The organism is Marinobacter sp. UBA3604 (genome assembly GCF_002375325.1).
GTDB classification, from domain to species: Bacteria; Pseudomonadota; Gammaproteobacteria; order Pseudomonadales; family Oleiphilaceae; genus Marinobacter; species Marinobacter salarius.
In genome coordinates this window covers 123,581-145,088 of record NZ_DFMB01000061.1, presented here as the reverse complement: position 1 = coordinate 145,088, position 21,508 = coordinate 123,581, and the positions used below count along the sequence as shown (strand labels likewise).

33 protein-coding genes and 1 pseudogene are annotated in these 21,508 nt (G+C 57.0%); 10 read left to right on the top strand and 24 right to left on the bottom strand.

The window, feature by feature from the left end:
* Positions 1–3: 3 nt before the first annotated feature.
* The 4 genes from B2590_RS17450 to B2590_RS17435 form a co-directional block, all read right to left on the bottom strand.
* Complete coding sequence (locus tag B2590_RS17450) at positions 4–1,629, bottom strand: phytoene desaturase family protein (protein ID WP_127402291.1); 1,626 nt, start codon at positions 1,627–1,629, stop codon at positions 4–6.
* Positions 1,626–2,264: a TetR/AcrR family transcriptional regulator gene (locus B2590_RS17445; RefSeq protein ID WP_127402290.1), complete on the bottom strand. Its 639-nt coding sequence runs from the start codon at positions 2,262–2,264 to the stop codon at positions 1,626–1,628. Before B2590_RS17445 ends, B2590_RS17450 begins: the two co-directional genes overlap by 4 nt.
* A gap of 112 nt (positions 2,265–2,376) precedes the next feature.
* Entirely contained in the window at positions 2,377–3,150 is a 774-nt protein-coding gene (locus B2590_RS17440; protein ID WP_127402289.1) for a DODA-type extradiol aromatic ring-opening family dioxygenase, read from the bottom strand.
* 16 nt (positions 3,151–3,166) lie between these two features.
* Positions 3,167–3,604: a DoxX family protein gene (locus B2590_RS17435; RefSeq protein WP_127402288.1), complete on the bottom strand. Its 438-nt coding sequence runs from the start codon at positions 3,602–3,604 to the stop codon at positions 3,167–3,169.
* Between the two features lie 117 nt (positions 3,605–3,721).
* On the opposite strand from B2590_RS17435, the gene B2590_RS17430 reads away from it, so the two are divergent.
* Positions 3,722–4,612, top strand: coding sequence for a LysR family transcriptional regulator (locus B2590_RS17430; protein ID WP_127402287.1), 891 nt, complete (start codon positions 3,722–3,724; stop codon positions 4,610–4,612).
* A 14-nt stretch (positions 4,613–4,626) separates the two neighbouring features.
* Here B2590_RS17430 and B2590_RS17425 read toward each other — a convergent pair whose 3' ends face one another.
* The 4 genes from B2590_RS17425 to B2590_RS17410 all read right to left on the bottom strand — a co-directional run bounded on the left by B2590_RS17425 (position 4,627) and on the right by B2590_RS17410 (position 6,923).
* A complete protein-coding gene (locus B2590_RS17425) occupies positions 4,627–5,112 on the bottom strand; it encodes a VOC family protein (RefSeq protein WP_036202538.1) in 486 nt (161 codons plus the stop codon).
* 24 nt (positions 5,113–5,136) lie between these two features.
* On the bottom strand, positions 5,137–5,958 hold the full coding sequence (locus tag B2590_RS17420; RefSeq protein WP_127402286.1) for a YciI family protein: 822 nt from the start codon (positions 5,956–5,958) through the stop codon (positions 5,137–5,139).
* Positions 5,959–6,053: 95 nt separating this feature from the next.
* On the bottom strand, positions 6,054–6,266 hold the full coding sequence (locus tag B2590_RS17415; protein ID WP_036202542.1) for a hypothetical protein: 213 nt from the start codon (positions 6,264–6,266) through the stop codon (positions 6,054–6,056).
* Between the two features lie 42 nt (positions 6,267–6,308).
* Positions 6,309–6,923 carry a class I SAM-dependent methyltransferase gene (locus B2590_RS17410; protein WP_286811994.1) on the bottom strand — a complete coding sequence of 205 codons (615 nt, stop codon included), beginning with the start codon at positions 6,921–6,923 and terminating at the stop codon, positions 6,309–6,311.
* Between the two features lie 129 nt (positions 6,924–7,052).
* Between B2590_RS17410 and B2590_RS17405 the strand changes: the two genes are divergently transcribed.
* Genes B2590_RS17405 through B2590_RS17395 form a run of 3 tightly spaced genes read left to right on the top strand, consistent with a single transcriptional unit; the run spans position 7,053 to position 8,459 of the window.
* Positions 7,053–7,412, top strand: a complete 360-nt coding sequence (locus B2590_RS17405; protein WP_075195391.1) for an NIPSNAP family protein — start codon at positions 7,053–7,055, stop codon at positions 7,410–7,412.
* Between the two features lies 1 nt (position 7,413).
* On the top strand, positions 7,414–7,761 hold the full coding sequence (locus B2590_RS17400; protein WP_228210277.1) for an antibiotic biosynthesis monooxygenase family protein: 348 nt from the start codon (positions 7,414–7,416) through the stop codon (positions 7,759–7,761).
* Positions 7,758–8,459 (top strand): ArsR/SmtB family transcription factor, encoded by a 702-nt coding sequence (locus tag B2590_RS17395; RefSeq protein ID WP_286811995.1) that lies wholly within the window; start codon positions 7,758–7,760, stop codon positions 8,457–8,459. The genes B2590_RS17400 and B2590_RS17395 overlap by 4 nt, the downstream gene beginning before the upstream one ends.
* Before the next feature lie 49 nt (positions 8,460–8,508).
* Here the strand turns inward: B2590_RS17395 and B2590_RS17390 are convergent, their stop codons facing one another.
* Both B2590_RS17390 and B2590_RS17385 read right to left on the bottom strand, forming a co-directional pair.
* Positions 8,509–9,141: a glutathione S-transferase family protein gene (locus B2590_RS17390; protein WP_036202566.1), complete on the bottom strand. Its 633-nt coding sequence runs from the start codon at positions 9,139–9,141 to the stop codon at positions 8,509–8,511.
* Positions 9,142–9,278: 137 nt separating this feature from the next.
* The gene (locus tag B2590_RS17385) at positions 9,279–9,401 is read right to left on the bottom strand and encodes a hypothetical protein (protein WP_256713578.1); all 123 of its coding nucleotides are present in this window, start codon (positions 9,399–9,401) and stop codon (positions 9,279–9,281) included.
* Positions 9,402–9,584: 183 nt separating this feature from the next.
* Here B2590_RS17385 and B2590_RS17380 point away from each other — a divergent pair, with 183 nt between their 5' ends.
* On the top strand, positions 9,585–9,824 hold the full coding sequence (locus B2590_RS17380) for a type II toxin-antitoxin system ParD family antitoxin (protein ID WP_036202568.1): 240 nt from the start codon (positions 9,585–9,587) through the stop codon (positions 9,822–9,824).
* Positions 9,824–10,120: a type II toxin-antitoxin system RelE/ParE family toxin gene (locus tag B2590_RS17375; protein ID WP_041334366.1), complete on the top strand. Its 297-nt coding sequence runs from the start codon at positions 9,824–9,826 to the stop codon at positions 10,118–10,120. Before B2590_RS17380 ends, B2590_RS17375 begins: the two co-directional genes overlap by 1 nt.
* Positions 10,121–10,137: 17 nt before the next feature.
* Here B2590_RS17375 and B2590_RS17370 read toward each other — a convergent pair whose 3' ends face one another.
* Together B2590_RS17370 and B2590_RS17365 are read right to left on the bottom strand one after the other, a co-directional pair.
* A complete protein-coding gene (locus B2590_RS17370) occupies positions 10,138–10,818 on the bottom strand; it encodes a DUF2959 domain-containing protein (protein ID WP_286811996.1) in 681 nt (226 codons plus the stop codon).
* A 108-nt stretch (positions 10,819–10,926) separates the two neighbouring features.
* Positions 10,927–11,610: a winged helix-turn-helix transcriptional regulator gene (locus B2590_RS17365; RefSeq protein ID WP_286811997.1), complete on the bottom strand. Its 684-nt coding sequence runs from the start codon at positions 11,608–11,610 to the stop codon at positions 10,927–10,929.
* A 144-nt stretch (positions 11,611–11,754) separates the two neighbouring features.
* Here B2590_RS17365 and B2590_RS17360 point away from each other — a divergent pair, with 144 nt between their 5' ends.
* Both B2590_RS17360 and B2590_RS17355 read left to right on the top strand, forming a co-directional pair.
* Positions 11,755–12,693, top strand: coding sequence for a carbon-nitrogen hydrolase family protein (locus B2590_RS17360; RefSeq protein ID WP_286811998.1), 939 nt, complete (start codon positions 11,755–11,757; stop codon positions 12,691–12,693).
* Positions 12,694–12,729: 36 nt separating this feature from the next.
* On the top strand, positions 12,730–13,164 hold the full coding sequence (locus tag B2590_RS17355; RefSeq protein WP_286811999.1) for a GFA family protein: 435 nt from the start codon (positions 12,730–12,732) through the stop codon (positions 13,162–13,164).
* A gap of 67 nt (positions 13,165–13,231) precedes the next feature.
* Here B2590_RS17355 and B2590_RS17350 read toward each other — a convergent pair whose 3' ends face one another.
* Positions 13,232–14,317: an aldo/keto reductase gene (locus B2590_RS17350; RefSeq protein ID WP_286812000.1), complete on the bottom strand. Its 1,086-nt coding sequence runs from the start codon at positions 14,315–14,317 to the stop codon at positions 13,232–13,234.
* A gap of 196 nt (positions 14,318–14,513) precedes the next feature.
* On the opposite strand from B2590_RS17350, the gene B2590_RS17345 reads away from it, so the two are divergent.
* Positions 14,514–15,446, top strand: a complete 933-nt coding sequence (locus B2590_RS17345) for an AraC family transcriptional regulator (protein ID WP_286812001.1) — start codon at positions 14,514–14,516, stop codon at positions 15,444–15,446.
* Between the two features lie 12 nt (positions 15,447–15,458).
* Here the strand turns inward: B2590_RS17345 and B2590_RS17340 are convergent, their stop codons facing one another.
* The 8 genes from B2590_RS17340 to B2590_RS17305 form a co-directional block, all read right to left on the bottom strand.
* Positions 15,459–15,776: an antibiotic biosynthesis monooxygenase family protein gene (locus tag B2590_RS17340; protein ID WP_286812002.1), complete on the bottom strand. Its 318-nt coding sequence runs from the start codon at positions 15,774–15,776 to the stop codon at positions 15,459–15,461.
* Between the two features lie 35 nt (positions 15,777–15,811).
* The gene (locus B2590_RS17335) at positions 15,812–16,378 is read right to left on the bottom strand and encodes a GNAT family N-acetyltransferase (RefSeq protein WP_286812003.1); all 567 of its coding nucleotides are present in this window, start codon (positions 16,376–16,378) and stop codon (positions 15,812–15,814) included.
* A gap of 39 nt (positions 16,379–16,417) precedes the next feature.
* Positions 16,418–17,041 (bottom strand): LysE family translocator, encoded by a 624-nt coding sequence (locus B2590_RS17330; protein WP_286812004.1) that lies wholly within the window; start codon positions 17,039–17,041, stop codon positions 16,418–16,420.
* 259 nt (positions 17,042–17,300) lie between these two features.
* A complete protein-coding gene (locus B2590_RS17325) occupies positions 17,301–17,693 on the bottom strand; it encodes a YciI family protein (protein WP_286848027.1) in 393 nt (130 codons plus the stop codon).
* Between the two features lie 147 nt (positions 17,694–17,840).
* Positions 17,841–18,209 (bottom strand): glyoxalase superfamily protein, encoded by a 369-nt coding sequence (locus B2590_RS17320; protein ID WP_286812006.1) that lies wholly within the window; start codon positions 18,207–18,209, stop codon positions 17,841–17,843.
* A gap of 12 nt (positions 18,210–18,221) precedes the next feature.
* Entirely contained in the window at positions 18,222–18,788 is a 567-nt protein-coding gene (locus B2590_RS17315) for a GNAT family N-acetyltransferase (RefSeq protein WP_286812007.1), read from the bottom strand.
* 42 nt (positions 18,789–18,830) lie between these two features.
* Positions 18,831–19,346 carry a GNAT family N-acetyltransferase gene (locus B2590_RS17310; RefSeq protein ID WP_286812008.1) on the bottom strand — a complete coding sequence of 172 codons (516 nt, stop codon included), beginning with the start codon at positions 19,344–19,346 and terminating at the stop codon, positions 18,831–18,833.
* 52 nt (positions 19,347–19,398) lie between these two features.
* Positions 19,399–20,046, bottom strand: coding sequence for a DJ-1/PfpI family protein (locus B2590_RS17305; protein ID WP_286812009.1), 648 nt, complete (start codon positions 20,044–20,046; stop codon positions 19,399–19,401).
* A 267-nt stretch (positions 20,047–20,313) separates the two neighbouring features.
* Between B2590_RS17305 and B2590_RS19295 the strand changes: the two are divergent.
* A pseudogene (locus B2590_RS19295) lies at positions 20,314–20,409 on the top strand (IS110 family transposase); the annotation flags it as partial.
* 3 nt (positions 20,410–20,412) lie between these two features.
* Here the strand turns inward: B2590_RS19295 and B2590_RS17300 are convergent.
* The 3 genes from B2590_RS17300 to B2590_RS17290 all read right to left on the bottom strand — a co-directional run bounded on the left by B2590_RS17300 (position 20,413) and on the right by B2590_RS17290 (position 21,385).
* Entirely contained in the window at positions 20,413–20,739 is a 327-nt protein-coding gene (locus tag B2590_RS17300) for an antibiotic biosynthesis monooxygenase family protein (RefSeq protein WP_199447575.1), read from the bottom strand.
* Positions 20,740–20,834: 95 nt separating this feature from the next.
* On the bottom strand, positions 20,835–21,116 hold the full coding sequence (locus B2590_RS17295; RefSeq protein WP_199447574.1) for a type II toxin-antitoxin system RelE/ParE family toxin: 282 nt from the start codon (positions 21,114–21,116) through the stop codon (positions 20,835–20,837).
* Positions 21,113–21,385: a CopG family ribbon-helix-helix protein gene (locus tag B2590_RS17290; RefSeq protein WP_075195372.1), complete on the bottom strand. Its 273-nt coding sequence runs from the start codon at positions 21,383–21,385 to the stop codon at positions 21,113–21,115. Before B2590_RS17290 ends, B2590_RS17295 begins: the two co-directional genes overlap by 4 nt.
* Between the last annotated feature and the right edge of the window lie 123 nt (positions 21,386–21,508).

The window sequence follows — 21,508 nt, the reverse complement described above, 5'->3', positions numbered from 1 at the left end:
GATTTACCCCACAAACATTCTCTTCGCCAATGGCAACCCCTTCAGGCCACTGACCGCCACCGTGGCGAGCAGGCCGCCGATCATTGCCCCGGCCACACCGCAGGTCATCACATCCTGGCCGGTCAGGTACAGGCCGGGGATGCGGGTCTTGGGCTTCAGCCAGTCCTGTTCAAAGCGGCTGGGCGAATGGTTCAGGCCATAGATCTCGCCCTTGCTGTAGCGGCAGAAGTAATCGGTAGACAGCGGCGTCGAGAGCTCGTAGTAATCCACCTTGCCTTCCAGGTGCGGGAACTTCTCATACAGCTTCGCCATTAGCCGCTGGGCGTAGGCTTCTTTCTTTGCCTCATACTCGTCGCCACGTTTACCCCAGGTCTCGTCCGCCCAGTCCTCGTACCAGTCATAAGGCCCGGGGGCGACGATCTCGATCGTGGCGCGGCCGGGATAGCGCTCGGCAAAGCTTGGGTCTTTGGCGGAAGGGAACGAGATGTACGTCAGCGGAATGTCGTGTTCGTCCGGCGCGGCCACAAAGTCGCTGACCTGCTTCTCGTAGTTGGTGCCCGGATAGATCCAGTAGTTGGTTTTCGGCAACTTCAGGTTCTCAGCGGTATCTTCCAGGCCGATGTAGAGGCAGTTGCTGGCCATGGAACGTTCCACGGTTTTCAGCTTTTCCTGGTAATAGTCCCGGTGGGGTGCGGTTTCCGGCAGCAGTTTGTCGAACGTGTTGAACACGCCGGCATTGCTGATCACCAGCGGGGCACGAACGTCCTCGCCGTCGGCCATGCGCACACCCACGGCCTTGCCTTTTTCGATCAGAATTTCTTTTACGTCGGCATAGGTGAACACTTCCCCGCCACTCTGCTGGATGACCGGAATAATGGTCTTCGCCATTTCAGAGGCACCGCCGATGGGGTAGTAGCCGCCGTACAGGTAGTGGCGGGCAATCAGGGCGTGGATGATGAAGCTGGATTCTGCTGGCGGCAGGCCGTTGTCGCCCCACTGGCCAGTGAGCACCGCGATCAGTTCCTGGTTGTTGGTCAGGCCTTCCAGAACTTCTCGAGTGGGCTTGTTGAGGAATGCAGGTGCGGTGCGGTCGACCAGCTTGCGCAGGGGCCCGGCGGCCAGGTCCGGAAGTACCTTGCCGATCACCAGCCCCGGCATGGCTTTGGCCACTTGCCGCAGATAACTCAGGTAGGTGTCTATGGCCTGCTCCTCGCCGGGAAACTCTTTCTTCAACTCTGCTTTGAAGGCGTCCGGGCCGGCGACAAGATCCACATGGCGGTTACCAATAAAGATGCGGTCAAAGTGGCTGTCCATAGGCGCCCACTTCAACTGGCCGTCGGTAATGTGGTCGAACAGGCGTTTGCTCAGGGTGTGGTCCGCGCCCACATCCCCAATGTAATGCACACCTACATCCCATTCGTAGCCGTTGCGATCGTAGCTGTGTGTAAAGCCCCCGGCGGTGTAATGCTGCTCGAACACCACCACTTTTTTACCCATTTTGCTCATACAGGCGGCGGTGGTGAGCCCGCCAATACCGGAGCCGATGACAATGGCGTCGTAGTGGCCATCAAGACGATTGGCGCGATAACGGCGCCCGACACGGATAGTACTGGGTTTGGGGCTACTCATGATGTGGTGTCCTTATTGTGTTGTTTGTTTTCGGCAATTGAGCCATCGAGCAGGAGTGTGACAACACCTTCGGCCAGGTGAGGTTCCGCCTTCGTGCTGGGCAGGTGCCCGTCGATAGACAACTGGGACAGGCCATGTACCAGGGACCAGGCGGCAGCTGTCATCAGTGACAACGGAATCGGTTTGACGTAACCGACCGCCTGCGCTTGTGCAATGGTGTCTTCCAGGACCTGGAAAGCTCCCTTTCCGGCAGTGTCCAGGCGCGGGTGAATACCTTTTGGCAGCACCCGCCCGCCAAACATCAGCCGGTACAAATTGGGTTCGTCCCGGGCGAACGACACGTAAACCAGGCCGATATCAATCAGTGCCCGCCTGGGGTCGCTTTGATCAACGGCGAGCAGTCGTTCCCGTAGTGCACTGAAACCGGTAATGGCGAGCTCTGCGAGCAGGCTGTCCCGGTCAACGAAGTGTCGATACAGCGCAGGTGCACTGACCCCGATCTGCTTGGCCAGGGCCCGCAGGCTAATCGCCGCATCGCCATGTTCCCGCAGAATTTCCAGGGCTAACTGATGCGCCTGTTGGGGCAGGTCACCATGGTGGTAATTGGTTTTGAGTGAGGTGGAACTAACAGTCATAAGTTATCACCGATAACATTGTTACCGGTGATAACATCACAGGGCGCAGGAGATTGTCAACTGTATTCGGAGGTCGCTTGTTCGCTTTGTGCGGCAGCAAAGGTTCCGGGTTTCAGGCATTGCGAAAGATAAAGGAATCCATCGACAGCACACCATGCTCAATGCCGCCTTCAATGACCGAGCCGCGTGCGTCGGGGCCAGCGGCACCCAGTGCAACCAGCAACGGCAGAAAGTGCTCCGTGGTGGGGTGCGCGCGCCGGGCATGGGGCGCGAGCGCCAGAGTGTTTATCAGGCGTGCCTGGTCATTTTCCAGAACCGCTTCACGAACCCATTGGCTAAAGGCCTTTGCGTACTCTGCACTGTTGTTATCCCTCCAGCGTACCTCGTAGAGGTTATGGGTCAGACTGCCCGAACCGACGATCAGCACACCTTCCTCCTGCAGCGGCGCCAGCACCTGGCCCAGTTGGTAGGCGGACTGGCTGTCGAGGTTCGCTGGCAGAGACACCTGGAACACCGGCACCGACGCGCCCGGGTACAGGTACGTCAGTGGCACCCAGGCACCATGGTCAAGACCGCGTTGGGCATCGGCGACGGGCTTCCATCCGGCATTGTCCAGCAGAGATAGAGCCTTACTTGCGAGCGAGGGATGACCATGCGCCGGGTACTCCAGTTCGTACATGGCGGGCTCAAAGCCTCGAAAGTCATGGATGGTGGGCGGTACCTCCGACAGACCCACCTGTACTTTCTGTGTCATCCAGTGGGGCGACACCACCAGCACCGCAGTTGGTCGGGGCAGTTCCGTTCCAAGCTGCGAGAGGGCCGGGCCTGCTTGGCCCGGCTCCAGTGCAAAGGTGGGAGCGCCGTGGGATACGAACAGACTGGTCATGGCGCGATACTCCTGTTTATTTCGTTGCCAAACGGTCTACCGAAGCGTGCCCGGCACCGCTAAACATCAGGGACACCGACGCCGCCAGTAATGCCAACCCGAATTCATAGCCGTTGTTGCTCATGAACAGGCCATTCTGGAAATGCACGCTGAAGATGGCAATCAACATGGCGAAGGCCAGCGCTGCACTGGCGGGGCGAACCAGTAGCCCGATGATCAGCGCCAGGCCGCCCAGGAACTCGGTGCCACCGGCCAGAAGAGCCATGAGGTAACCCGGGCTCAGGCCGATGGAATCCATCCATTGCCCGGTGCCTTCCAGTCCGTAGCCACCGAACCAGCCAAACAGCTTCTGGGCGCCATGAGCTACGAAGATGATGCCAACGGGAATGCGCAGGGCAAGGGCGCCCCAGCCAGCGTTGGTGTCGAGCAGTTTGTTGAGGAATGTATTGTTCATGATCCTGTTTCCTTGTGTATGAGATGTGTGTTGAGCATGGGAATACTTTACGAATATCTTATTTTGGGATAAACATGCTTTTATTGGATTAACTGTCTCAAAAAACGGAACAATAGAATGGATAGATTGCTGGAGATGCAGACCTTCTGCGCCGTTGTGGATGAGAGCAGCTTTGTGGCCGCCTCGGAGGCAATGGGGATGTCGAAAGCCGCAGTATCCCGCTACATCGGTGAACTTGAATCCCGGCTTGGGGTGCGACTTCTTCACCGCACCACCCGGCGACTGTCGCTGACCGCGGAAGGGGAAGTGTTCTACGTGCGATGCCGGGAACTGCTGGCGGGAGTGGAAGAGGCGGAGGCAGAACTGACCTCACGCAGCGGCATCGCCAAGGGTGTGTTGCGCATTAATGCCCCGGTGAGTTTTGGCATTCGCCACCTTGCGCCCTTGTGGGGGCAGTTTCATAGTGAATATCCGGATGTGGAACTCAACATCGACCTGTCCGACCGCATTGTGGATATTGTTGAGGAAGGCTTTGATCTGGCGATCCGAATTGCCAGCTTGAGAAATTCCACCCTGGTCAGCCGGCGTCTCACCACCACGCGGCTTGTTGTATGCGCCTCTCCCGGATACCTCAGCGCCCACGGCACGCCAGAACATCCCGAGGATCTGATCCATCATAAGATCATCGCCTACAGCAACCTGGCCACGGGTAACGACTGGCATTTTGACGGCCCCGATGGATCAGTGAGCACACGGATACGCCCCTGGATGCATGCCAACAACGGCGAAACCTGCTGTGCCGCCGCCCTGGCCGGTCAGGGGGTGATCCACCAGCCCAGTTTCCTGGTGCAGGATGACCTGGACGCAGGCCGGTTGGTGGAACTGATGCCGGATTACCGCTCAGACGAACTGGGTGTTTACGCGGTCTATCCCACCCGCAAGTTCGTCACGCCCAAGGTGAGGGCGCTGGTGGATTTCCTGGTGTCGGCGTTTCCGGAGGTTGTGTAGGCGTAGCTGTGTTTCTACCCTCGCCGTGCCGCCTCAATAGCCGCAACATCGATTTTACCCATCGTCATCATCGCCTCGAACACCCGTTTCGCGGTTGCGCGGTCCGGGTCGGCAATGGCGTCCGACAGCACCTGCGGCGTAATCTGCCAGGAAATACCCCACTTGTCCCGGCACCAGCCGCAGGCACTTTCCTCACCGCCGTTGCCCACAATCGCGTTCCAGTAGCGATCGGTTTCCTCCTGATCCGCGGTGGCCACCTGGAATGAAAACGCTTCGCTGTGCGTGAAGATGGGGCCACCATTGAGCCCGAGGCAGGGAATGCCCAGCACGGTAAACTCCACCGTCAGTACATCCCCTTCCGAACCTGACGGGTAGTCTGCCGGCGCATGATTTACAGCATCCACGGACGAATCCGGGAAGGTTCTGGCGTAGAAGTTTGCCGCTTCCTCAGCATCGCCGTTGTACCAGAGGCAAATGGTATTTTTCGCTCGCTTGGTCATTGCATGGCTCCTGGTTGTTGTCATTTACTGGCACTGCTCAAGCCCGCTGCTGATCATCCACTGGACCCCAAATCGATCCTTGGTCATTCCGAAACGATGCGCCCAGAAGGTCTGTTCGAACGGCATGATCTCTGCGCCTCCTTCGGACAATGCCCGGAAAACCCGCTCCGCCTGCTTGGTATCATCGTATTCAAGGTGAATCTGCGTACCCTGCGGCGCCTGATAACAGTCTCCCGCCATATCCGCCCCCATCAGCCGACGGCCACGGATGTTAAGGGAGGAATGAACAACGCGGTCGTGCATTTCCTTCGGCACATCCTCTGCCGCTGGCGTTTCGCCGTAGGTAATCACGGCTTCCAGAGTGCCGGCGGTGACCTCCGCATAGAATTCCATGGCTTCCCGGCAGTTGCCGCCAAACGCCACGTGCATGTTCATCTCCCGTGGCAGTTTTTCCTGCGAACGATGCTTCTCAAGTGCGGGGCTGGGCGCGAAATCCTCCAGCGTGAAGTAGCGGCGTAACTCAAGGGTGACATTGCCGCCAGCATCTTCCTTTGGCCATTGCTTTGCCCAGGCGATGGCGTCTTCGAAGGAATCCACCTCAAGCACACTGTAGCCGGCCAGCAGCTCGCTGGTCTGCTCGAAGGGCCCGTTGACAACAGTGGGCTCACCGTTGCGGAACTGAATGCGGCAGCCTTCCCGGGTGGGCCACAAACCGTCGCCACCGGTAAACACCCCTGCCTGCGTCATCCGCTCGTTATAGTCCGCCATCGCCTGCAAGAGGTCATCCGTAGGCATTACGCCATTCTCGGTGTCCACATCGGCCTTGCGCATCAGCATGTATTTCATGTTGTCGTTCTCCAGTGATTGTTGGTGGTTTCACTGGTTAGTCGCGTGGGGCGGGACGAAATCGACAGGGGAAGAAAAAATTTCAGGGATGTCGTTTATTGTGCGTCTTTTGCCTGTTCCGCCGCTCGTTTGTTGTCCCGTGCGGTAAAGCCCCAGCCAACGGCGGCAAGGAGAATCAACCCGGTAATAATTGGTGATACCTCCCCGAACGAGACTACCGCGCCGATGACAGACGCCACGGCTGCAACGGCAGACAGTTTCCAGGAGTAGCCGCTGGTTCCGGACTGTTTTTGAGGTACTTCTGCCATACTAAATCCTCGTTGAGCCAACAGGGTTCTCTGTTGACGGGGTCACTTCCGGGCCACCAAAAACACTGACGACTTACCCGGCTGCCATTCATAATCGATGCTGAACCCTGCCTTGGCCAGCATCGCTACCAGTGATTGCCGGCTAAAGCGGTTCACGAACGGCGCCAACCCCACCGCCTGTATGGCTGGAATCAACAGCCGCCAGAGCACCATCAGTTCACCCACCAGAGCAGTGCTGGAAACAAAAACGCCACCGGGTTTCAGCAGTTCATGAACCCGGGCAATCGCCGTTTCGGGGTTGTCCAGCAGATGGAGAATATTGAGCCCCAGCACCGCATCAAAGGTTTCCGCCTCCAGCGCCAGGCTTTCCAGGGTGCCCTGCTGAAAGCGCACGTTCTCGACACCAGCATCGCGGGCTTTCTGCGTGGCGATGTCCAGCATTTTGCCGGATATGTCGGTGGCAAGAATCTCTTTCACGTAGGGCGCATGAACCAGGGCAGTGCTACCGGTGCCGCAGCCGAATTCCAGCACCGACCAGTCTGGCCGGAAATATCCTTGGGTGATGTCGAGTTTTTTCCGGTAGGTTTCCTCGTCCCGCACCGGGCTCTTGGCGTAGCGGCGTGCGCTCTTGTCCCAGAATTCCTTTGAGGCCTTCATCGTGCAAACGCTCCTGTAAGCAGGCTGTCAGTAAAATCTGTCCCGGATTCACTTCGGTCCACAGCGAAACATTCGCATTGAATTAAGTTGCACAATAGGCGCCTAAACTAACGGTTCAGGAGGCTTTCAATGCCCATCGTTTGCGTCATTCGCTATCAGATAGACCCGTTCCAGAAAGAGCAGTTTAAAGTTTACGCCAAAAACTGGGGTGACATCATTCCACGTTGCGGCGGTGACTTGATCGGCTACTTCCTGCCCTCGGAAGGAACCAACGACATCGCCTGGGGCCTTATCGGTTTTGATTCTCTTGCAAGCTACGAATCGTATCGGTGTCGTCTGAAGGCGGATGAGGCCGGAAAAAGGAACTTTGCGCTCGCTGAATCCCAGCGCTTTATACTACGGGAAGAGCGCAGCTTTGTGGAAGCCGCCGAAGGCACCGTGAATGTACCTTCAACACGTCGTTGCTCTGACTCTGTGGAGGAGATCTAAAATGTTGGCAGTGATATTTGAGTTAGAACCACGCCCGGGTAAAACCGCCGAATATCTCGATGAAGCAGCCGCGTTGGCGCCGCTTTTAGAACAAATAGACGGCTTCATATCCATTGAGCGTTTCGAGAGCCTCACGCACCCTGGCCGGATACTGTCCCTGTCGCTCTGGCGGGATGAAGCCGCCATTGCGCAATGGCGGAACATGGAAGCCCATCGTCACGCCCAGGCAAAAGGACGGAGTGATATCTTTTCCGACTATCGGTTGAGAGTGGCGGACGTTGTCCGGGATTATGGGCTTTCTGATCGATCAGCAGCGCCTAACGATTCAAAGGCTCATCATAACTCGTGAACACGAACGAAATTGCCCGAATAGCGTCACTAGTGGGAGTTCCTGCCCGCGCTACCATGTTGCTGGCACTCATGGATGGCCGTGCGTATACCGCGCATGAGTTGGCGAGAATAGGAGGGGTTTCTCCTCAGACCGCCAGCGGTCATCTGTCGCTTCTGGTTGAGGCGGAGTTGTTGGTGTTGCTGAAACAAGGGCGGCATCGATACCATCGCCTGGCGTCAAGGGAGGTGGCGACAATGCTGGAGGGCATCATGCAGGTCGCCGCGTTGGGCCGGAAACCGCCCAGGGTCGATACCGGTCCACGCGATCCCGGCATGAGGCGGGCAAGGATGTGTTACGACCATCTTGGTGGTCGCCTGGGTGTTGCCGTTGCAGACTATTTGGTGGCAGAGCAAGCCATTGTGCTCGAACCTGATGGGGGCGCTCTAACAGACCGGCTGCAGGCAGCATTGGCGCCCATTGGATTGTCGTTCGGCCAGCCCCAATCTGTTAACTCCGTGTCTTTGTGTCGCCCATGTCTCGACTGGAGCGAGCGCCGGTTTCACATAGCCGGCCCTTTGGGACAGCAAATTTGCAACCACCTGCTCGATAACGACTATCTGCGACGGCGTGAGGCAGGTCGCGAATTAAAAGTGACTGCGAAAGGCGCCACAGCCTTGAGTCGTTGGTTGGGTGCGGAACGCTGGAGTGAGGTGTGATTGTGGCGAAGCGGTTTCCGAAGACCGTGGACAATACCCCTGTTAACCCTCAGCCGCTGCTTTCCATCGCAGCGAACGCTTCAGCGATGGTTGGCGGAGCTGTGGGGCGAGCGTACATTGCCTTTAGATAGTCCCGCAACCGCGGAGCGCTCGCAAGCATCTCATCTGTGTTCGCCCAATCCAGTGTATACGCCGCGTTGAAATCCGCCACGCTTAGCCGGTCGCCGACCATGAACTCGCGTTCCGCCATATGCTGTTCAAGCACCTCTAACATTTCCCGGCATTCCTGTCTCGCCAGCTCGACATCCTGAGGTATTCGCTTCTCGTCTGGGTAAACGAACGTGTGGCGGGCGATGCGCCACAATGGTTGTTCGACCTCGGTCACAAGGAAGAACATCCAGCGGTACATCTGTGCCCTGTCTTCCAATGTCTCGGGAATGAATCCGGCCTGAGGGTATTTTTCGGCCAGGTAGAGCTGGATTGCGGCTGATTCAGTCAATACAAGGTTCCCATCCACCAATACCGGCACTTTGGCGGCAGGGTTGAGAGAAAGAAAGTTCTGTTGGTGGTGCTCATCCTGCATAAGATCTACCGGGTGCAGTTCGTGCTCAAGGCCCAGTTCGTTAAGCAGCCAGACAACGCGCAAAGCGCGGGTTGGGGGTGTTCCGTATAATTTCAGCATTTCCTGCTCCTCCGATGCGTGGGCACCGTTTGTTCGATGGGTTCTTAATTAAGTCGAACCGGAGCATGTGAAATCGACATCACATTGTAATTTTACCTTTGAGCAATGATTGAAGTTAACGAGTCACTTCCGGGCGATTAGGAAAACCGATCCAGAACCGACCAGTCTGGCCGGAAGTATCCCTGAGTGATCGCCAGTTTCTTACGGTAGGTTTCCTCGTCCCGCACCGGGCTCTTGGCGTAGCGGGGCGTTCCCGGCATCAGACACGAACTTGCCCCCTTTCAATATAGGAGCGCAGCTTTGTGGAGGCCGTCGAAGGCACCTTCGACACTTTGTCGCTCTGACTCTGCGGGTGGCGGTGATAAGGGAGGCATCGCACGGATTGAAATGCACCCCAGTCTAGATCAAAATATACCAATTATTGGTACCAGTGAGGTGTCACGATGCAAAAGAATACCAGCATCACTTTAGGCCAACACTTTGAGGCGTTCATTACAGAACAGCTCAAAAATGGCCGATACAGCTCGACCAGCGAAGTTGTACGTGCAGGGTTGCGCTTGCTTGAAGAGTCTGAAACCCGTCTGACAACACTCCGAAAACTACTTAAGGAAGGAGAGGACAGTGGTTTTGAAGACTACTCCTACGATTCATTCATTCAGGAGCTGGATAGCGAAAAACGATAATGCCAAACTTCAAGCTTTCCAGGAAGGCCAAAGCTGATCTTAGATCGATTGCACTTTACACGGAACGTAAATGGGGTCGAGATCAACGAAATCATTACCTCCTTCAGTTCGACCAGTGTTTCCACCTCCTGGGCGAAAACCCGAACCTGGGGCGGGCCTGCCACGAAATCAGCCCTGGCTACCAGCAATACCCTCAGGGCAGCCATATCATTTTTTATCGGTTAGCTGCAGACGGTGCAACTGAAATTATCCGGATCCTTCATAAGCGCATGTTGCCCGAGGGGCATTTGCTATAGGGCTTCGTCGCTCTGACTTACTGACGAAAACGCCGGATAAATGCCTCGGATTCCGCAATCGACTGCTCCATATTGCGAATCAGCTCATCCACGTCCTGGCGGATACCCACCAGCTCATTCTCCAGCGAGCCGATCGCCTGGGCGTTCAGATTGTGCTTGAGATACAGCACCTGATCCTGAAATGCCTCCAGCACCGGGTCCATGCGCTCCTCGGCATCGTGCATGCGGCTGATCAACTGGCTGTACTGGGTGCGGGTTTCATCAAGCTGTTGTTCGCTGCTGCGGCGCAGGGAGGCGCTTTCGTATTCACCGAGTTCGTCTTCCCATTCCTCGAACAGGGCTTCCGCCACATCTTCCACCTTGTCGATGCGGTCGCGGACATCTTCCGCGCTGGACTTGCTGTCTTCGTAGGCATCGCTGATCTCAGCGTAGCGCTCCTTGAGATCGGTATCCGGCGTGTCCACCACGCTCTGGAAACGTTCAAGGGACGAGCGGAACGTCTCCTGGGCATCGTTCTGGCTGTCCCGCGCGTTTTCCACCCGGTCCACCAGGATGTCGCGCTTTTCAAAGCCGAGCTTTTCCATGGTGTTGTAGTACAGCGAGGAGCACCCTCCGAGCAGCGCGACACTGAAAAACACCAGCCCCAGACGCCTTGCGATGGATGGTGTTATTGAGCTGGCAGTCACTGGATGCGGCATAGAGTTGTCTCCGGTTGGGGCATGGGTGCGACCCCGGAAAGTGAAGCATGGCGATGGTGCAATGACAAGCTACTACCGGCTATCGCCATGGCTCGGGACGCGCTGGGGTTATTTTACCGGGACTTTACTGGAAGCAAACACACTCCGCCCCAGCCACCGCCATAGGTCCCGGGTATCCCGCCGACCGCCACGCACGAGCAGGCGGCGCGCCTGCTGCTCGGCATTCGGGTCGCTGTCGCCGGTCCAGATTTCGGTCAGGCTGGCGACGCTGGCTTCTACCACCAGGGTCAGCTCGTGGCCCGGGTCTTCACGGCACAGGTCGATCTCGCCGTTGGCAACCACCAGCCACCAGTGCCGTTCCCGTTGCCGGGCGTCGTTCAGGAAAAAGTGGATGACCACTTTGCGGTCAGAGGGGAATTCGTCAATGTGTGCGAAACGGCGAATATCCCACATCAGGAAGCCGGCATCGAGCTGGTTTGCCTGCAGCCGGCTGCCAATCCATCTCGCTCCCCAGTGACCAATTGCCAGGATGATCGGGCGCAGCTCCTCACCCGCCGGTGTAAGCACATACTCCTGGTTGTTGCCGTCCTGCACGCGGCGAAGCACGCCCACTTCCTCAAGCTTTTTCAAACGCTGAGCCAGGAGCGTTGCTGACATTCTTGGCAACCCCCGCCGTATCTCGTTGAAATGGGTACTGCCACACAGCAGCTCCCGCACCACCAGCGGTGTCCATCGCTCCCCGAGTATTTCCGAGCCCCGGGCAACGGTGCAGAACTGTCCATAGTTGGTCATGGGCTTTGGCTCCCTGGGCGGCGTGAGTGCCCCGAGCTTTCATCCTAGCCCTTTTTCGCATGGCTGGCGCTCCATTTTCTGGACTATCGCCTGCACCCGGCCGGGGGGATAGTGATTTCAGACACCACGGGAAAGGGGAACACCATGATCAAGCTCGCCATCGTTCAGGAACCACCGGTCTTTCTGGACCGGGAAAAGACCATCGCAAGGGCAGTGCAATTAGTGCAGGACGCCGCCAACCAGGGAGCCCGGCTGATCGTTTTCTCGGAAGCCTTCATCCCCGGTTATCCCGCCTGGATATGGCGGCTGAAACCGGGCGGTGACTGGGGGCTCTCGGAGCAGTTGCACCGGCGACTGCTGGACAACGCTGTCCAGCTTGGTTCTGACCAGTTGCGGCCCCTGCTGGAGGTCGCCAAGGAAATGCAGGTGACCATCGTGTGCGGCATCGACGAACGCGACGAAGACACCAGCCGCGCCACCCTCTACAACTCGGTAATCACCATCAGCCCCGAGGGCACGGTGCAGAACTGCCACCGCAAACTCATGCCCACCAACCCGGAACGCATGGTATGGGGCTTCGGCGATGCCAGCGGGATGAAAGTCACCGACACCCCCGTTGGCCGGGTCGGGTCACTGGTGTGCTGGGAAAACTACATGCCACTGGCGCGCTACGCACTGTTCGCCCAGGGCATCGATATATACATCGCCCCCACCTACGACAGCGGCGACCGCTGGGTTCGTACCCTTCAGCATATTGCCAGGGAAGGGGGATGCTGGGTGCTTGGCGCAGGCAATGTGCTGCGCACGAGCGATCTGCCCGCGGACTTTCCGGAGGTAGAACGCCTGTATCCGGACAAGGAGGAATGGATCAACTCCGGGGATTCGGTGGTCATTTCGCCCGCCGGGGAAATCGTAGCCGGCCCCCTGCTAAAGGAAACCGGCCTGCTGCTGGCAGACATTGATGTCACCGAAGTGAACGCGGCAAGGCGCAGCCTGGATATCGTCGGCCACTACGCCCGGCCGGACATCTTCTCACTGCAGGTGAACACCCGGCCGCAAAGGCCCGTGAGCTTCAATGAATAGGGAGACATGTGACGAAACCAATGAGGGGGATGTGTCATGAACGAAGAAAAGGTCTACCACGGAAGCTGTTTCTGCGGGGCGGTCCAGTTAACCGTCAGGGGTAATCCGGAAGCCATGGGCTACTGCCATTGCGAATCCTGCCGGCACTGGTCCGCCAGCCCGGTGAATGCATTCACCCTGTGGAAGCCGGGCGCCGTTTCCATCCAGCAGGGCTCAGACAACATCGGCACCTACAACAAGACACCGGGAAGCAGCCGTAAATGGTGCAAAACCTGTGGCGGTCACCTGTTCACCGAGCACCCTTCCATGGGGCTGACGGATGTCTACGCTGGGATCATTCCGGAGTTCCCTTATCAACCCGGCGTGCATGTTCACTATCAGGAGGCTGTGCTGCGAATCCGGGATAGCCTTCCGAAATTGAAGGATGTGCCTTCGGAAATGGGTGGTAGTGGGATTGAGGTGGCTGAATAGGCGGAGTCTAACTGCTTTCAGGTAAAACAGCCTGCCCCGACCTGTAACGCCGGGGCAGCGCCGCATATCACGCCTTCATATGCGCCCGATACTCCCCCTGTCGCTCCAGCATCCAGCCCGGATACTCCGCCGGCAGGCGGCTGACCTCATCCAGAGCTGCCAGTTCGTCGGCTGAGAACCGGACCTGTGCCGCCAAGAGATTGTCCCGCAACTGGTCTATCCGCTTGGCCCCGACAATCACACTGGTTACGGCGTTCTGGTGTAGCAGCCAGGCAAGCGCAATCTGAGCCACACTGACGGGCTGGCTGTCGACCTTCTTGCCGGTGGCAATCTCCCGCATTACGGCGATGACAGCACTGCCACGCTCCCGGTTCACGGGCGGGAAATCAAACTTGGCGCGCCGGTTCTCTTCGGAGGCCTCCGGCCCTTCGTACTTGCCGGAGAGGTAGCCGCCCGCAAGTGGGCTCCACACCATCAAGCCGATGTTTTCGGACTCAAGCATGGGAATCACTTCCCGTTCGAGATCCCGGCCCACGAGAGTGTAGTAAGCCTGCAGTGACAGAATCGGGCACAGGCGGCGGGCGCGTGTAATGCCAACGGCTTTCATCACCTGCCAGGCGGCCCAGTTCGACAGGCCGACGTAACGGACATGGCCGTGCTGCACCAGGGTATTCAGCGCTTCCAGGGTCTCCTCTATCGGCGTGGCCGGGTCGAAGCCGTGGATCTGGTACAGATCGATGTAGTCGGTTTGCAGTCGCCGCAGGCTGGCCTTGCACTCGCTCATGATATGGCCCCGGGAGGCGCCACGGGCGTTGGGACCTTCACCCATAGGCCCGAGCACCTTGGTGGCCAGTACGACATCCTCGCGGCGGACGTCCAGATTCTTCAGGGACTGGCCCACGATGCGCTCACTGGCACCACCACCGTACACGTTGGCGGTATCGATAAAGTTGATGCCCGCCTCCAGGGCCGTCTTCATCAGCTGATCGGCCTGTTCCTGCTGCAACTGGCCGATCAGCCCCCACATGTCGTCCCCGCCGCCGAAGGTCATGGTGCCCAGGCACAGTTCCGATACAAACAGCCCCGAGTTGCCCAGCGTCCGCAGGCGCAGGGGTGCGTCATGGGTGGATTGGGGTAAGTTGGGCGTTGTCATCGTCGATCACCTCTTCGTAATGGAAGAACCTGCCGGAGCAGGGCCGTGGGTTCATACTAGGCGACGCAGGGCCAATCGGGCTGGCGGAAACTCTCAGAGGATTGCACAATCCTCTCAACCTGATCTCAGCGCGGGGATGCCCCTGCTGAAGTGCGGCGCCGGACGGTTTATGATTCCATCAGAACAGGAGACCACTATGACCGCCCAGCCCAATGTCATTCCAATACAACCAGACAACCCATCCCTGAGCCGGCTCCGTGATCTTGTCGAGCAGCAATGGCAGACCCATGGCCCGGAGAGCGCGATAGACGGTTTACGCCTGACCCGCGCCCTGGAACCCAGCGGCACCATCCGGGCTCTTTATCAGACCTCGTTCTGCACCGTATTGCAGGGGGCCAAGGTAACGGCGGTCGGGGAGTCGGCCTTTCATTATCGCCAGGGCGAGTGCCTGCTGGCGTCTGTCAATGTGCCAGTGAACTCCCGAATCGTGCAGGCCGCCCCCGATAAGCCATATCTGGCGTTGAGCCTGTCGATTGATCCGGCGATGATTTCCGAGCTGCTGGTGACCCATCCGGAAATGGCGTATCGGGGCCCAAAACAACCGGCACTGTCCACGGCCGGGATGCCGGATGAACTGTACGATCCTGTCATCCGCCTGCTCCGGTTGCTGGATCAACCGGACGATCGTGAAGTTCTGGAGCCGCTTGTCCGCCGGGAAATCTGTTGGCGTGTATTGCGTTCGCCGCTGGGGCCGGCCCTGCAGCAGGTCGGCCTGAAGGACAGCGACACCGCCCGCATTGGCCGGGTAACGGCCTGGATGCAGGCGAACTACCAACAGCCCTTCCGGGTGGCTGAACTGGCGGCAATGGCGAGTATGAGCCCGGCGACCTTCCACCGGCATTTCAAGAGCATCACCCGGTTAACGCCTGTGCAATTCCAGAAGCTGGTGCGTCTGCAGGAAGCCCGGCGACTGCTGTTAAGCGATCAGGAAGTGGCGAGTGTTGGCTACCGGGTCGGCTATGAAAGCCCGTCCCAGTTCAGCCGCGATTACCGCAAGCTGTTTGGCGCACCACCGGGGCGGGACAAGGCCGTGATGCGTTCCAGCGTGGCGATTGAGAGTGGTGTATGAGGGGGTTGCCGGTCAAATACCGTACTCCCGCTCAACCTTCGCAATCCGCACCCGAAAGCTCGAATACCATTGCTGATGGCCAAGCCGCTGGGCCTCCTGATGCTCCGCGTTCTGCTTCCAGTTGCGAATAGCCTCGAGGCTTTCCCAGTAGGACACCGTAATGCCCAGACCCTCCCGGGCGGATTCCATACCCAGGTAGCCGGGTTGTTGTGCCGCCAATTCAGCCATTCGCTCGGCCATTTCGCCGTAGCCGTTGTCGCCCTCGGTACGGTGGCTGGTGAAAATGACGGCGTAGTAGGGGGGAGTGGGGGTGTTGGCAATTTCTGACATGGCGTGCTCCAGGGTAAGTCCAGTACAAACGGGGGCTAATGGTTAGGCTTCTCTACTTCCCACTGCTCTCGTTGCAACCGGTAAAGCACATGTGGCCGCAACGGGCTACTCTCGGGCAAACTGGGATGTTCAAACTCGCCACTGTACGTCATGCCGATGCGCTCCATGACACCGCGTGATCGCAGGTTGCCAACGGTGGTGAAGGAGACAATTTCAGAAAGCCCCAGCTGTTGAAACCCGACATCCAGGGCACCGCGAGCAGCTTCTGACGCATAGCCATTTCCCCAGTGGGCGAACGATAGGCGCCAACCGATCTCCACACACGGAGAAAAAGGCATCGTTGCTACGGGGACGTGCAGCCCGCAAAAGCCAATAAAGGGCTCGGCGCCCTTGACCTCTACCGCCCAGAACCCCCAGCCACGTTGTTTGATGAGCGAACGAATTTTATCCGCCATTTCGTTGCTTGCTTGCCTACTCAGCGGCTCGGGGAAGAACTCCATAACCTTTGGGTCGGCGTTTAGAGCGGCGAACGGCTCGAGATCACTCTCGCGCCATTGGCGCAAACGTAGTCGTTCGGTTTGAAATTCCAATAATTCTGCCATAACTGGATGAGCCTTACTCCTGACGACGAGCGTTAGAAACTACGAGCGTTGGGACTTGAGCCCAAGTAAGAGTGCTGCACCAATCATTCCCGCCCCTGAAGCTCTCTCGACCCATGCCTGTGTTTTGTTGCTCAGTTTGGTCGCCAGCCAGCTCCCGCCTTTACCGTAAGCGCTGAGAAATATCCCGTCGATCACGATGTAGGTAAAACCCAACACGAGAATTTGCGGGAACAGGCTATGAGTAGAGCTTAAAAATTGTGGGAACAGGGCGGCAAAGAATACAACTGCCTTAGGATTGGCAGCGGATGTGATGAAACCACGAGCCCATAGAGCTTTCAAGGATGCCCTCTTGGCAGGTGTCGCTGAGCCATGCGATTTGAAAGAGTTAATGATCTGGCGAGTACCTAACCAGACCAAGTAGCTCACGCCGAGCCATTTGATAATGGTGAACCCGTATTTGGAAGCGTTCAAAGCCGCCGCCAAACCAAGCCCCGCCAAGACTATTTGAATAGCATTTGCTGTTAAGTCACCTGCGGCCGTGGCAAGCGACCTCTTAAACCCATTCGACGTACTTACAGAAAGCATGAGCAGATGGCTTGGCCCCGGTGTACACATGAACAGAAGTACGGTACCAACGTACAGAGCCCATATTTCAATAGTCATTTGAAGTTCCCTCTAATTCACATATGGCGCGAATATCCTCGAGATCCACTGGACGTGATAGCGCAGATTTATACTGGACCAGATCGTCTTTCAGCATAAGGGGAAGCTCAAGACCCAGCAAAGGTAAGGTCGCGTAGCGAGAAAAATCTAAGTCGAGTGGAACCCAGGCCCCGCTGCCTGCATCGAGGATTTTCGCACCGTCAGCGCTCCCTACCTCGACCTTGATACCTTCATACTTGAACTGTACGTCATTGGGTTGCTAACTGATGCACGCAGCCTCCGCTTCGCGGATCGCGGGGCAGTAGTCCATCGGGCGGAGCTCGATGCCCCAGCCCAGTTCCTCGCCCATACGCGCTGCCGGGTGCAGTGAGGCGAGCTTCACCGCTGCATCGAAGTCCGGCGCTTCGATGATCACCACACCGCCCACGACTTCCTTGGTTTCCGCGAACGGCCCGTCGGTGACTATCAGTTTTCCGTCCTTGAAGCGCATCGACTTTGAGTCCCAGCTCAGGCTCCCGCCCCATGTGACCTCGCCCGCTGCCTGCATCTCGGCGTCAAAGCTCTTGCACTTCTCCCCAATCTCGGCCAGCTCGTCTTTGCTCATCTGGTTGAATTTTTCTTCGTTTCCGTAGGCCAGCAGCATGTATTTCATGGTGTTTCTCCCGATCGTTGTTTCATCGAAAACCGTTTATAGGCTCATCGGGTAGTCGACTGGGCATCGCGGTTTTCGACAATCGAGCGATTCTTGTCGACGCGGTAGTAAAATAAACCTGTCCCGGTCTTCTCAGGCGCGTCATGGTTATGTAGTAGACGTGCGCTCATTAAACAAAATTCTGTTTGAAAACGGGTCTACCACCTCGAATATCCTGTCGCCCCATGGGGCTGTGGTAATGTCCGGGCAACTGTAGCGGTAGCCACGCGAGGTTACTTCATCGAAAAGGCCCTCGAGATTATCCGTATTCACGAACGTTTTGGAGCCGGGCGTGCAGTCCCCTGAGTGCTCGCTGAGGTGAAAGACAAGGTCACCTCTGGAAACCTGCATATAGAGGGGGAAGCCTTCCTGGAAGCGGTGCTCCCAGTCGACCGACATGCCGAGGAACTCCAGATAGAATTCCCTGGCCTTTGCCTCATCAAAAATTCGGATAATCGGGATCGTTTGAAACTTCATCCATGCTCCTCCTTAGCAAGTAGTACGGCCGGTGCGTGCGCGTCCAATCCATTGTTGCCTGGTCATCCGCCATTCAACATGGGTCCAGCCCTTGTTTGACATCCAGTCGGGGGCCGGTCGTGTGACGGCCGTCGCGCCAAACGCTTCTACGAGCCTCGCTATGCGAGAGTTTGCGCCGACCGTGCCACCATAGATTGTATGCAGTTCCAGTGAGTTAAAGCCAAACACCGCCAAGGCTTGCATGACCTCCAAGGCGTACGCGTATCGCCCCCAGTATTCTGGCGCCAGTTCGATTCCTAATTCCGCTGTTCCTGCTTCCGCATTCGCACATCGCAGCCCACAGCAGCCAATAAGCACTTGGGGGGCGTCCCGTAAAATGATGGCGAGTTGATAGTTCAGCCGTGGCTGCTCAGCCGCCCATGCCTTGAATAGGTCAATGAGCTCGCGAGCATGCTCGGGATTGGCTTGCTCGGCCCCATAGAACTCCTGAGAGCGAGGATCGTTGTGGTATGCCTCAAAAGCGACCGTATCCCCATCCCCGAAATCGCGAAGAATAAACCTTCTCGTCACCAATTCCATTGTGCGCGCTCGCTTCCTTAGGGCCGGTAAAGGCTATGTGGCTCAGGCACTCGCCGCATGGCGTTTGCGGTAGATAAGAACGTCCCAGCCACGGTATTTGGTACGGGTATCAATTCTGAACCCCACCTTCTCCGCCACACCAGCAGAAACGACGTGGCGGGTTGCGATGATCGCTATGATCGAGTCAATGCCACAGTGCGAGAAGCCGTACTCCAACGCCGCCTCCGCAGCTTCTGACGCCAAGCCTTGCCCCCATACGGTTGGTGCAAGGCGATAACCGATCTCTATTTCCTGAGCGCCATCAAGCTCTACGTGGCTCAACCCGCAAAAACCAATAATCGCCCCGGAAAGACGATCAATAATAGCCCACTGACCAAAACCATGATCCCGGTAAGAGTCCAGGCACCAGTCGATAAACTGCCGGGTATCTTCCTCGGTGCAGGGCCCATTGGTGGAAAACTCCATTACCTTTGGATCACCAAGAATCTCCGCGAGTGTGCCAACATCTTCCGATGAAAACTCGCGCAGTAACAATCTGGGTGTTTCAGTTATGAGCACGCGTCTGTCCTTGATGCATTTTGTGTATGACGCCCGCGAACTGCTTCGAGCATTAGTGGTTACGACAATGGAGTCTGCTACGCCTCAAGTACGTCGGCGCATCAGGGTGTTGCTCAACCCTTCCATAACGGGTTGTAGCAGGAAAATATTCAGAACTGAACTGCACGTCACCTGCTATTTGCTCTCCGAAAGTGTGCGCAATAAATGCCAGCATGAGATCAATACCCGCCGAGATACCGGCCGATGTCCAGATACTGCCATCCTCAACAAAGCGCTCTTCTATGACCTCAACATCACCCAAGGCTCTCAGGCGTTCAAGTGACGCCCAGTGGGTGGTCGCTTTTTTACCAGACAACTGGCCTGCAGCATGGAGAATGAAAGACCCGGTACACACTGATAGCAGCGCCTGGCAGTGTTCAGCCTGCCGTCGAACAAAACCTGTTAGGGCTTCGTTATAGACTTCTTTCCGCGTCCCGCGCCCACCTGGAACCAAGAGGTAGTCCAGCGGCGGGCAATCTTCGAAGGAAATATGTGGGTTAACCGATAAATCTCTGGCACACAGGATGGGTGATTTCGATTCTGCGATAATGAAGCAGTTCTCCGGGCCGCTGGCGATCTTCGACCATATTTTGAGGATCTCCCATGGCCCTACGAAGTCGAGTTCTTCAACTCCGTCAAAAACTAAAATGCCGAAATTCATGCTCGCTCCTTAAGCAAATGTCGTTGGCAGAATGTGCTGCTTGGGAACCGGGGCGAACCCTCAACGCCTGAGTGTATTTGAATTGTAGAGATTGTTGATGCCAGTGGCCGCTGGGGGCCTTCATGCAGCAGCTCGATGATGGCAGGCTCCTCATTCGAGAGACCGGTAACAAGTGCGTAGCGCTGCATGACTCTCAAGCGATAACTCGAACCTTGATATCGCTCTCCAATGCGCTACGCCCAAGCCATCGGCGTGCTCGCCTACACCCTCCTCAGTGAGCTCCCGGAACTCCGATCATTGAACCGAAAAGAGATTGCAGCACTGGCACTGGTCGGTGTCGCACCCATAAACCGGGACAGCGGCCGTTTACCCCCGCTGCTCTGCCGAAAACTGATGCTCGATGACCTCATAGTGCTGCACCGAAAGATCAGGCTCAAGCTCATAAACCTCATCCTCTGGGTACAAGCGTGCCCGCGAAATATCGTTGCCAGCAAACGCCTTGATGGACTCCAGCTTGTCCCAGTAAGTGATGAGGGTAAGTTCTATTTTGGCGGGCAATGATCGACGGAAGATTTGAGCACCGAGAAAGCCTGGTGTTGCAGACGAATCCTTGATGCCGGTTTCGTAAAGATAGCCCGTGAACCCCGCACTGTGGGCTTCAGGCACTCGGCACTTCCATTCCCTGGCGATCATAACCGCACACTCTCCCTTGCTTTGTAACGCCTTGGCTTTGCGACGTGCCGGAGCGCCAGCGTAGGCACGTCCGACAAGAGCCACTGGTTAAATGGCTATCGTTCGCCTTCTAGCTCGTGCCATACCCTTAGAATGATGATGGTACTCACATGTACGGAATAGCGGACAACGTACTTGCCAAAAACCATGTCGCGGATGGAATCAGGTACCGGCGCCAATTCAACCGGTGTTCCCATTCTGGGGAAGTCTGGGAGTAATTCGATTTTGCTAACCAGTTCTGCGGCTATCCTGCCTGCCGCAGGAGGATTGTGGACTGCGATAAACTCCCTGAGGCGCTTCAAATCTTCAATGGCTTCGTCCGTGTAAACCAGTTTCACTTACCTGACCTCGGCGCATCCTGCTCGTTTTCGGTTCCCCAACTGTTGAGCCAACCATGGACCTCGCTAGCATCAACTACCTTTCCTTGGGCGGCCGATTCCATTGCCTCTAGCGTTTGCTGCCAACGCTCCTGCTCACGCTGTTGCTTTTCAATGTATTCTGATAGCGCCTGATTAATCACCCAGCCTTTACTTCGGTGGAGTCTGCCGGCAATTACTTCCAGGTGCTGTTCAACTTCTGCCTGAAGACGAACGGTAGTGACACTCATAACTGTACCCTCAATGCGGATTACTACAAGGTATTACATCATAGTTAGCGAGGGTGCGGCAAAAGAATTTAACAGCGTGTTACACGAACGCGTTCGCATAACACGCATTCGTATAATTCCAAT

Coding starts and splice junctions, on each gene's coding strand:
- B2590_RS17450 (WP_127402291.1), bottom strand. CDS start 1,629: ATGAGTAGCCCCAAACCCAGTACTATCCGTGTCGGGCGCCGTTATCGC.
- B2590_RS17445 (WP_127402290.1), bottom strand. CDS start 2,264: ATGACTGTTAGTTCCACCTCACTCAAAACCAATTACCACCATGGTGAC.
- B2590_RS17440 (WP_127402289.1), bottom strand. CDS start 3,150: ATGACCAGTCTGTTCGTATCCCACGGCGCTCCCACCTTTGCACTGGAG.
- B2590_RS17435 (WP_127402288.1), bottom strand. CDS start 3,604: ATGAACAATACATTCCTCAACAAACTGCTCGACACCAACGCTGGCTGG.
- B2590_RS17430 (WP_127402287.1), top strand. CDS start 3,722: ATGGATAGATTGCTGGAGATGCAGACCTTCTGCGCCGTTGTGGATGAG.
- B2590_RS17425 (WP_036202538.1), bottom strand. CDS start 5,112: ATGACCAAGCGAGCGAAAAATACCATTTGCCTCTGGTACAACGGCGAT.
- B2590_RS17420 (WP_127402286.1), bottom strand. CDS start 5,958: ATGAAATACATGCTGATGCGCAAGGCCGATGTGGACACCGAGAATGGC.
- B2590_RS17415 (WP_036202542.1), bottom strand. CDS start 6,266: ATGGCAGAAGTACCTCAAAAACAGTCCGGAACCAGCGGCTACTCCTGG.
- B2590_RS17410 (WP_286811994.1), bottom strand. CDS start 6,923: ATGAAGGCCTCAAAGGAATTCTGGGACAAGAGCGCACGCCGCTACGCC.
- B2590_RS17405 (WP_075195391.1), top strand. CDS start 7,053: ATGCCCATCGTTTGCGTCATTCGCTATCAGATAGACCCGTTCCAGAAA.
- B2590_RS17400 (WP_228210277.1), top strand. CDS start 7,414: ATGTTGGCAGTGATATTTGAGTTAGAACCACGCCCGGGTAAAACCGCC.
- B2590_RS17390 (WP_036202566.1), bottom strand. CDS start 9,141: ATGCTGAAATTATACGGAACACCCCCAACCCGCGCTTTGCGCGTTGTC.
- B2590_RS17385 (WP_256713578.1), bottom strand. CDS start 9,401: ATGCCGGGAACGCCCCGCTACGCCAAGAGCCCGGTGCGGGACGAGGAA.
- B2590_RS17380 (WP_036202568.1), top strand. CDS start 9,585: ATGCAAAAGAATACCAGCATCACTTTAGGCCAACACTTTGAGGCGTTC.
- B2590_RS17375 (WP_041334366.1), top strand. CDS start 9,824: ATGCCAAACTTCAAGCTTTCCAGGAAGGCCAAAGCTGATCTTAGATCG.
- B2590_RS17370 (WP_286811996.1), bottom strand. CDS start 10,818: ATGCCGCATCCAGTGACTGCCAGCTCAATAACACCATCCATCGCAAGG.
- B2590_RS17365 (WP_286811997.1), bottom strand. CDS start 11,610: ATGACCAACTATGGACAGTTCTGCACCGTTGCCCGGGGCTCGGAAATA.
- B2590_RS17360 (WP_286811998.1), top strand. CDS start 11,755: ATGATCAAGCTCGCCATCGTTCAGGAACCACCGGTCTTTCTGGACCGG.
- B2590_RS17355 (WP_286811999.1), top strand. CDS start 12,730: ATGAACGAAGAAAAGGTCTACCACGGAAGCTGTTTCTGCGGGGCGGTC.
- B2590_RS17350 (WP_286812000.1), bottom strand. CDS start 14,317: ATGACAACGCCCAACTTACCCCAATCCACCCATGACGCACCCCTGCGC.
- B2590_RS17345 (WP_286812001.1), top strand. CDS start 14,514: ATGACCGCCCAGCCCAATGTCATTCCAATACAACCAGACAACCCATCC.
- B2590_RS17340 (WP_286812002.1), bottom strand. CDS start 15,776: ATGTCAGAAATTGCCAACACCCCCACTCCCCCCTACTACGCCGTCATT.
- B2590_RS17335 (WP_286812003.1), bottom strand. CDS start 16,378: ATGGCAGAATTATTGGAATTTCAAACCGAACGACTACGTTTGCGCCAA.
- B2590_RS17330 (WP_286812004.1), bottom strand. CDS start 17,041: ATGACTATTGAAATATGGGCTCTGTACGTTGGTACCGTACTTCTGTTC.
- B2590_RS17325 (WP_286848027.1), bottom strand. CDS start 17,693: ATGAAATACATGCTGCTGGCCTACGGAAACGAAGAAAAATTCAACCAG.
- B2590_RS17320 (WP_286812006.1), bottom strand. CDS start 18,209: ATGAAGTTTCAAACGATCCCGATTATCCGAATTTTTGATGAGGCAAAG.
- B2590_RS17315 (WP_286812007.1), bottom strand. CDS start 18,788: ATGGAATTGGTGACGAGAAGGTTTATTCTTCGCGATTTCGGGGATGGG.
- B2590_RS17305 (WP_286812009.1), bottom strand. CDS start 20,046: ATGAATTTCGGCATTTTAGTTTTTGACGGAGTTGAAGAACTCGACTTC.
- B2590_RS17300 (WP_199447575.1), bottom strand. CDS start 20,739: ATGATCGCCAGGGAATGGAAGTGCCGAGTGCCTGAAGCCCACAGTGCG.
- B2590_RS17290 (WP_075195372.1), bottom strand. CDS start 21,385: ATGAGTGTCACTACCGTTCGTCTTCAGGCAGAAGTTGAACAGCACCTG.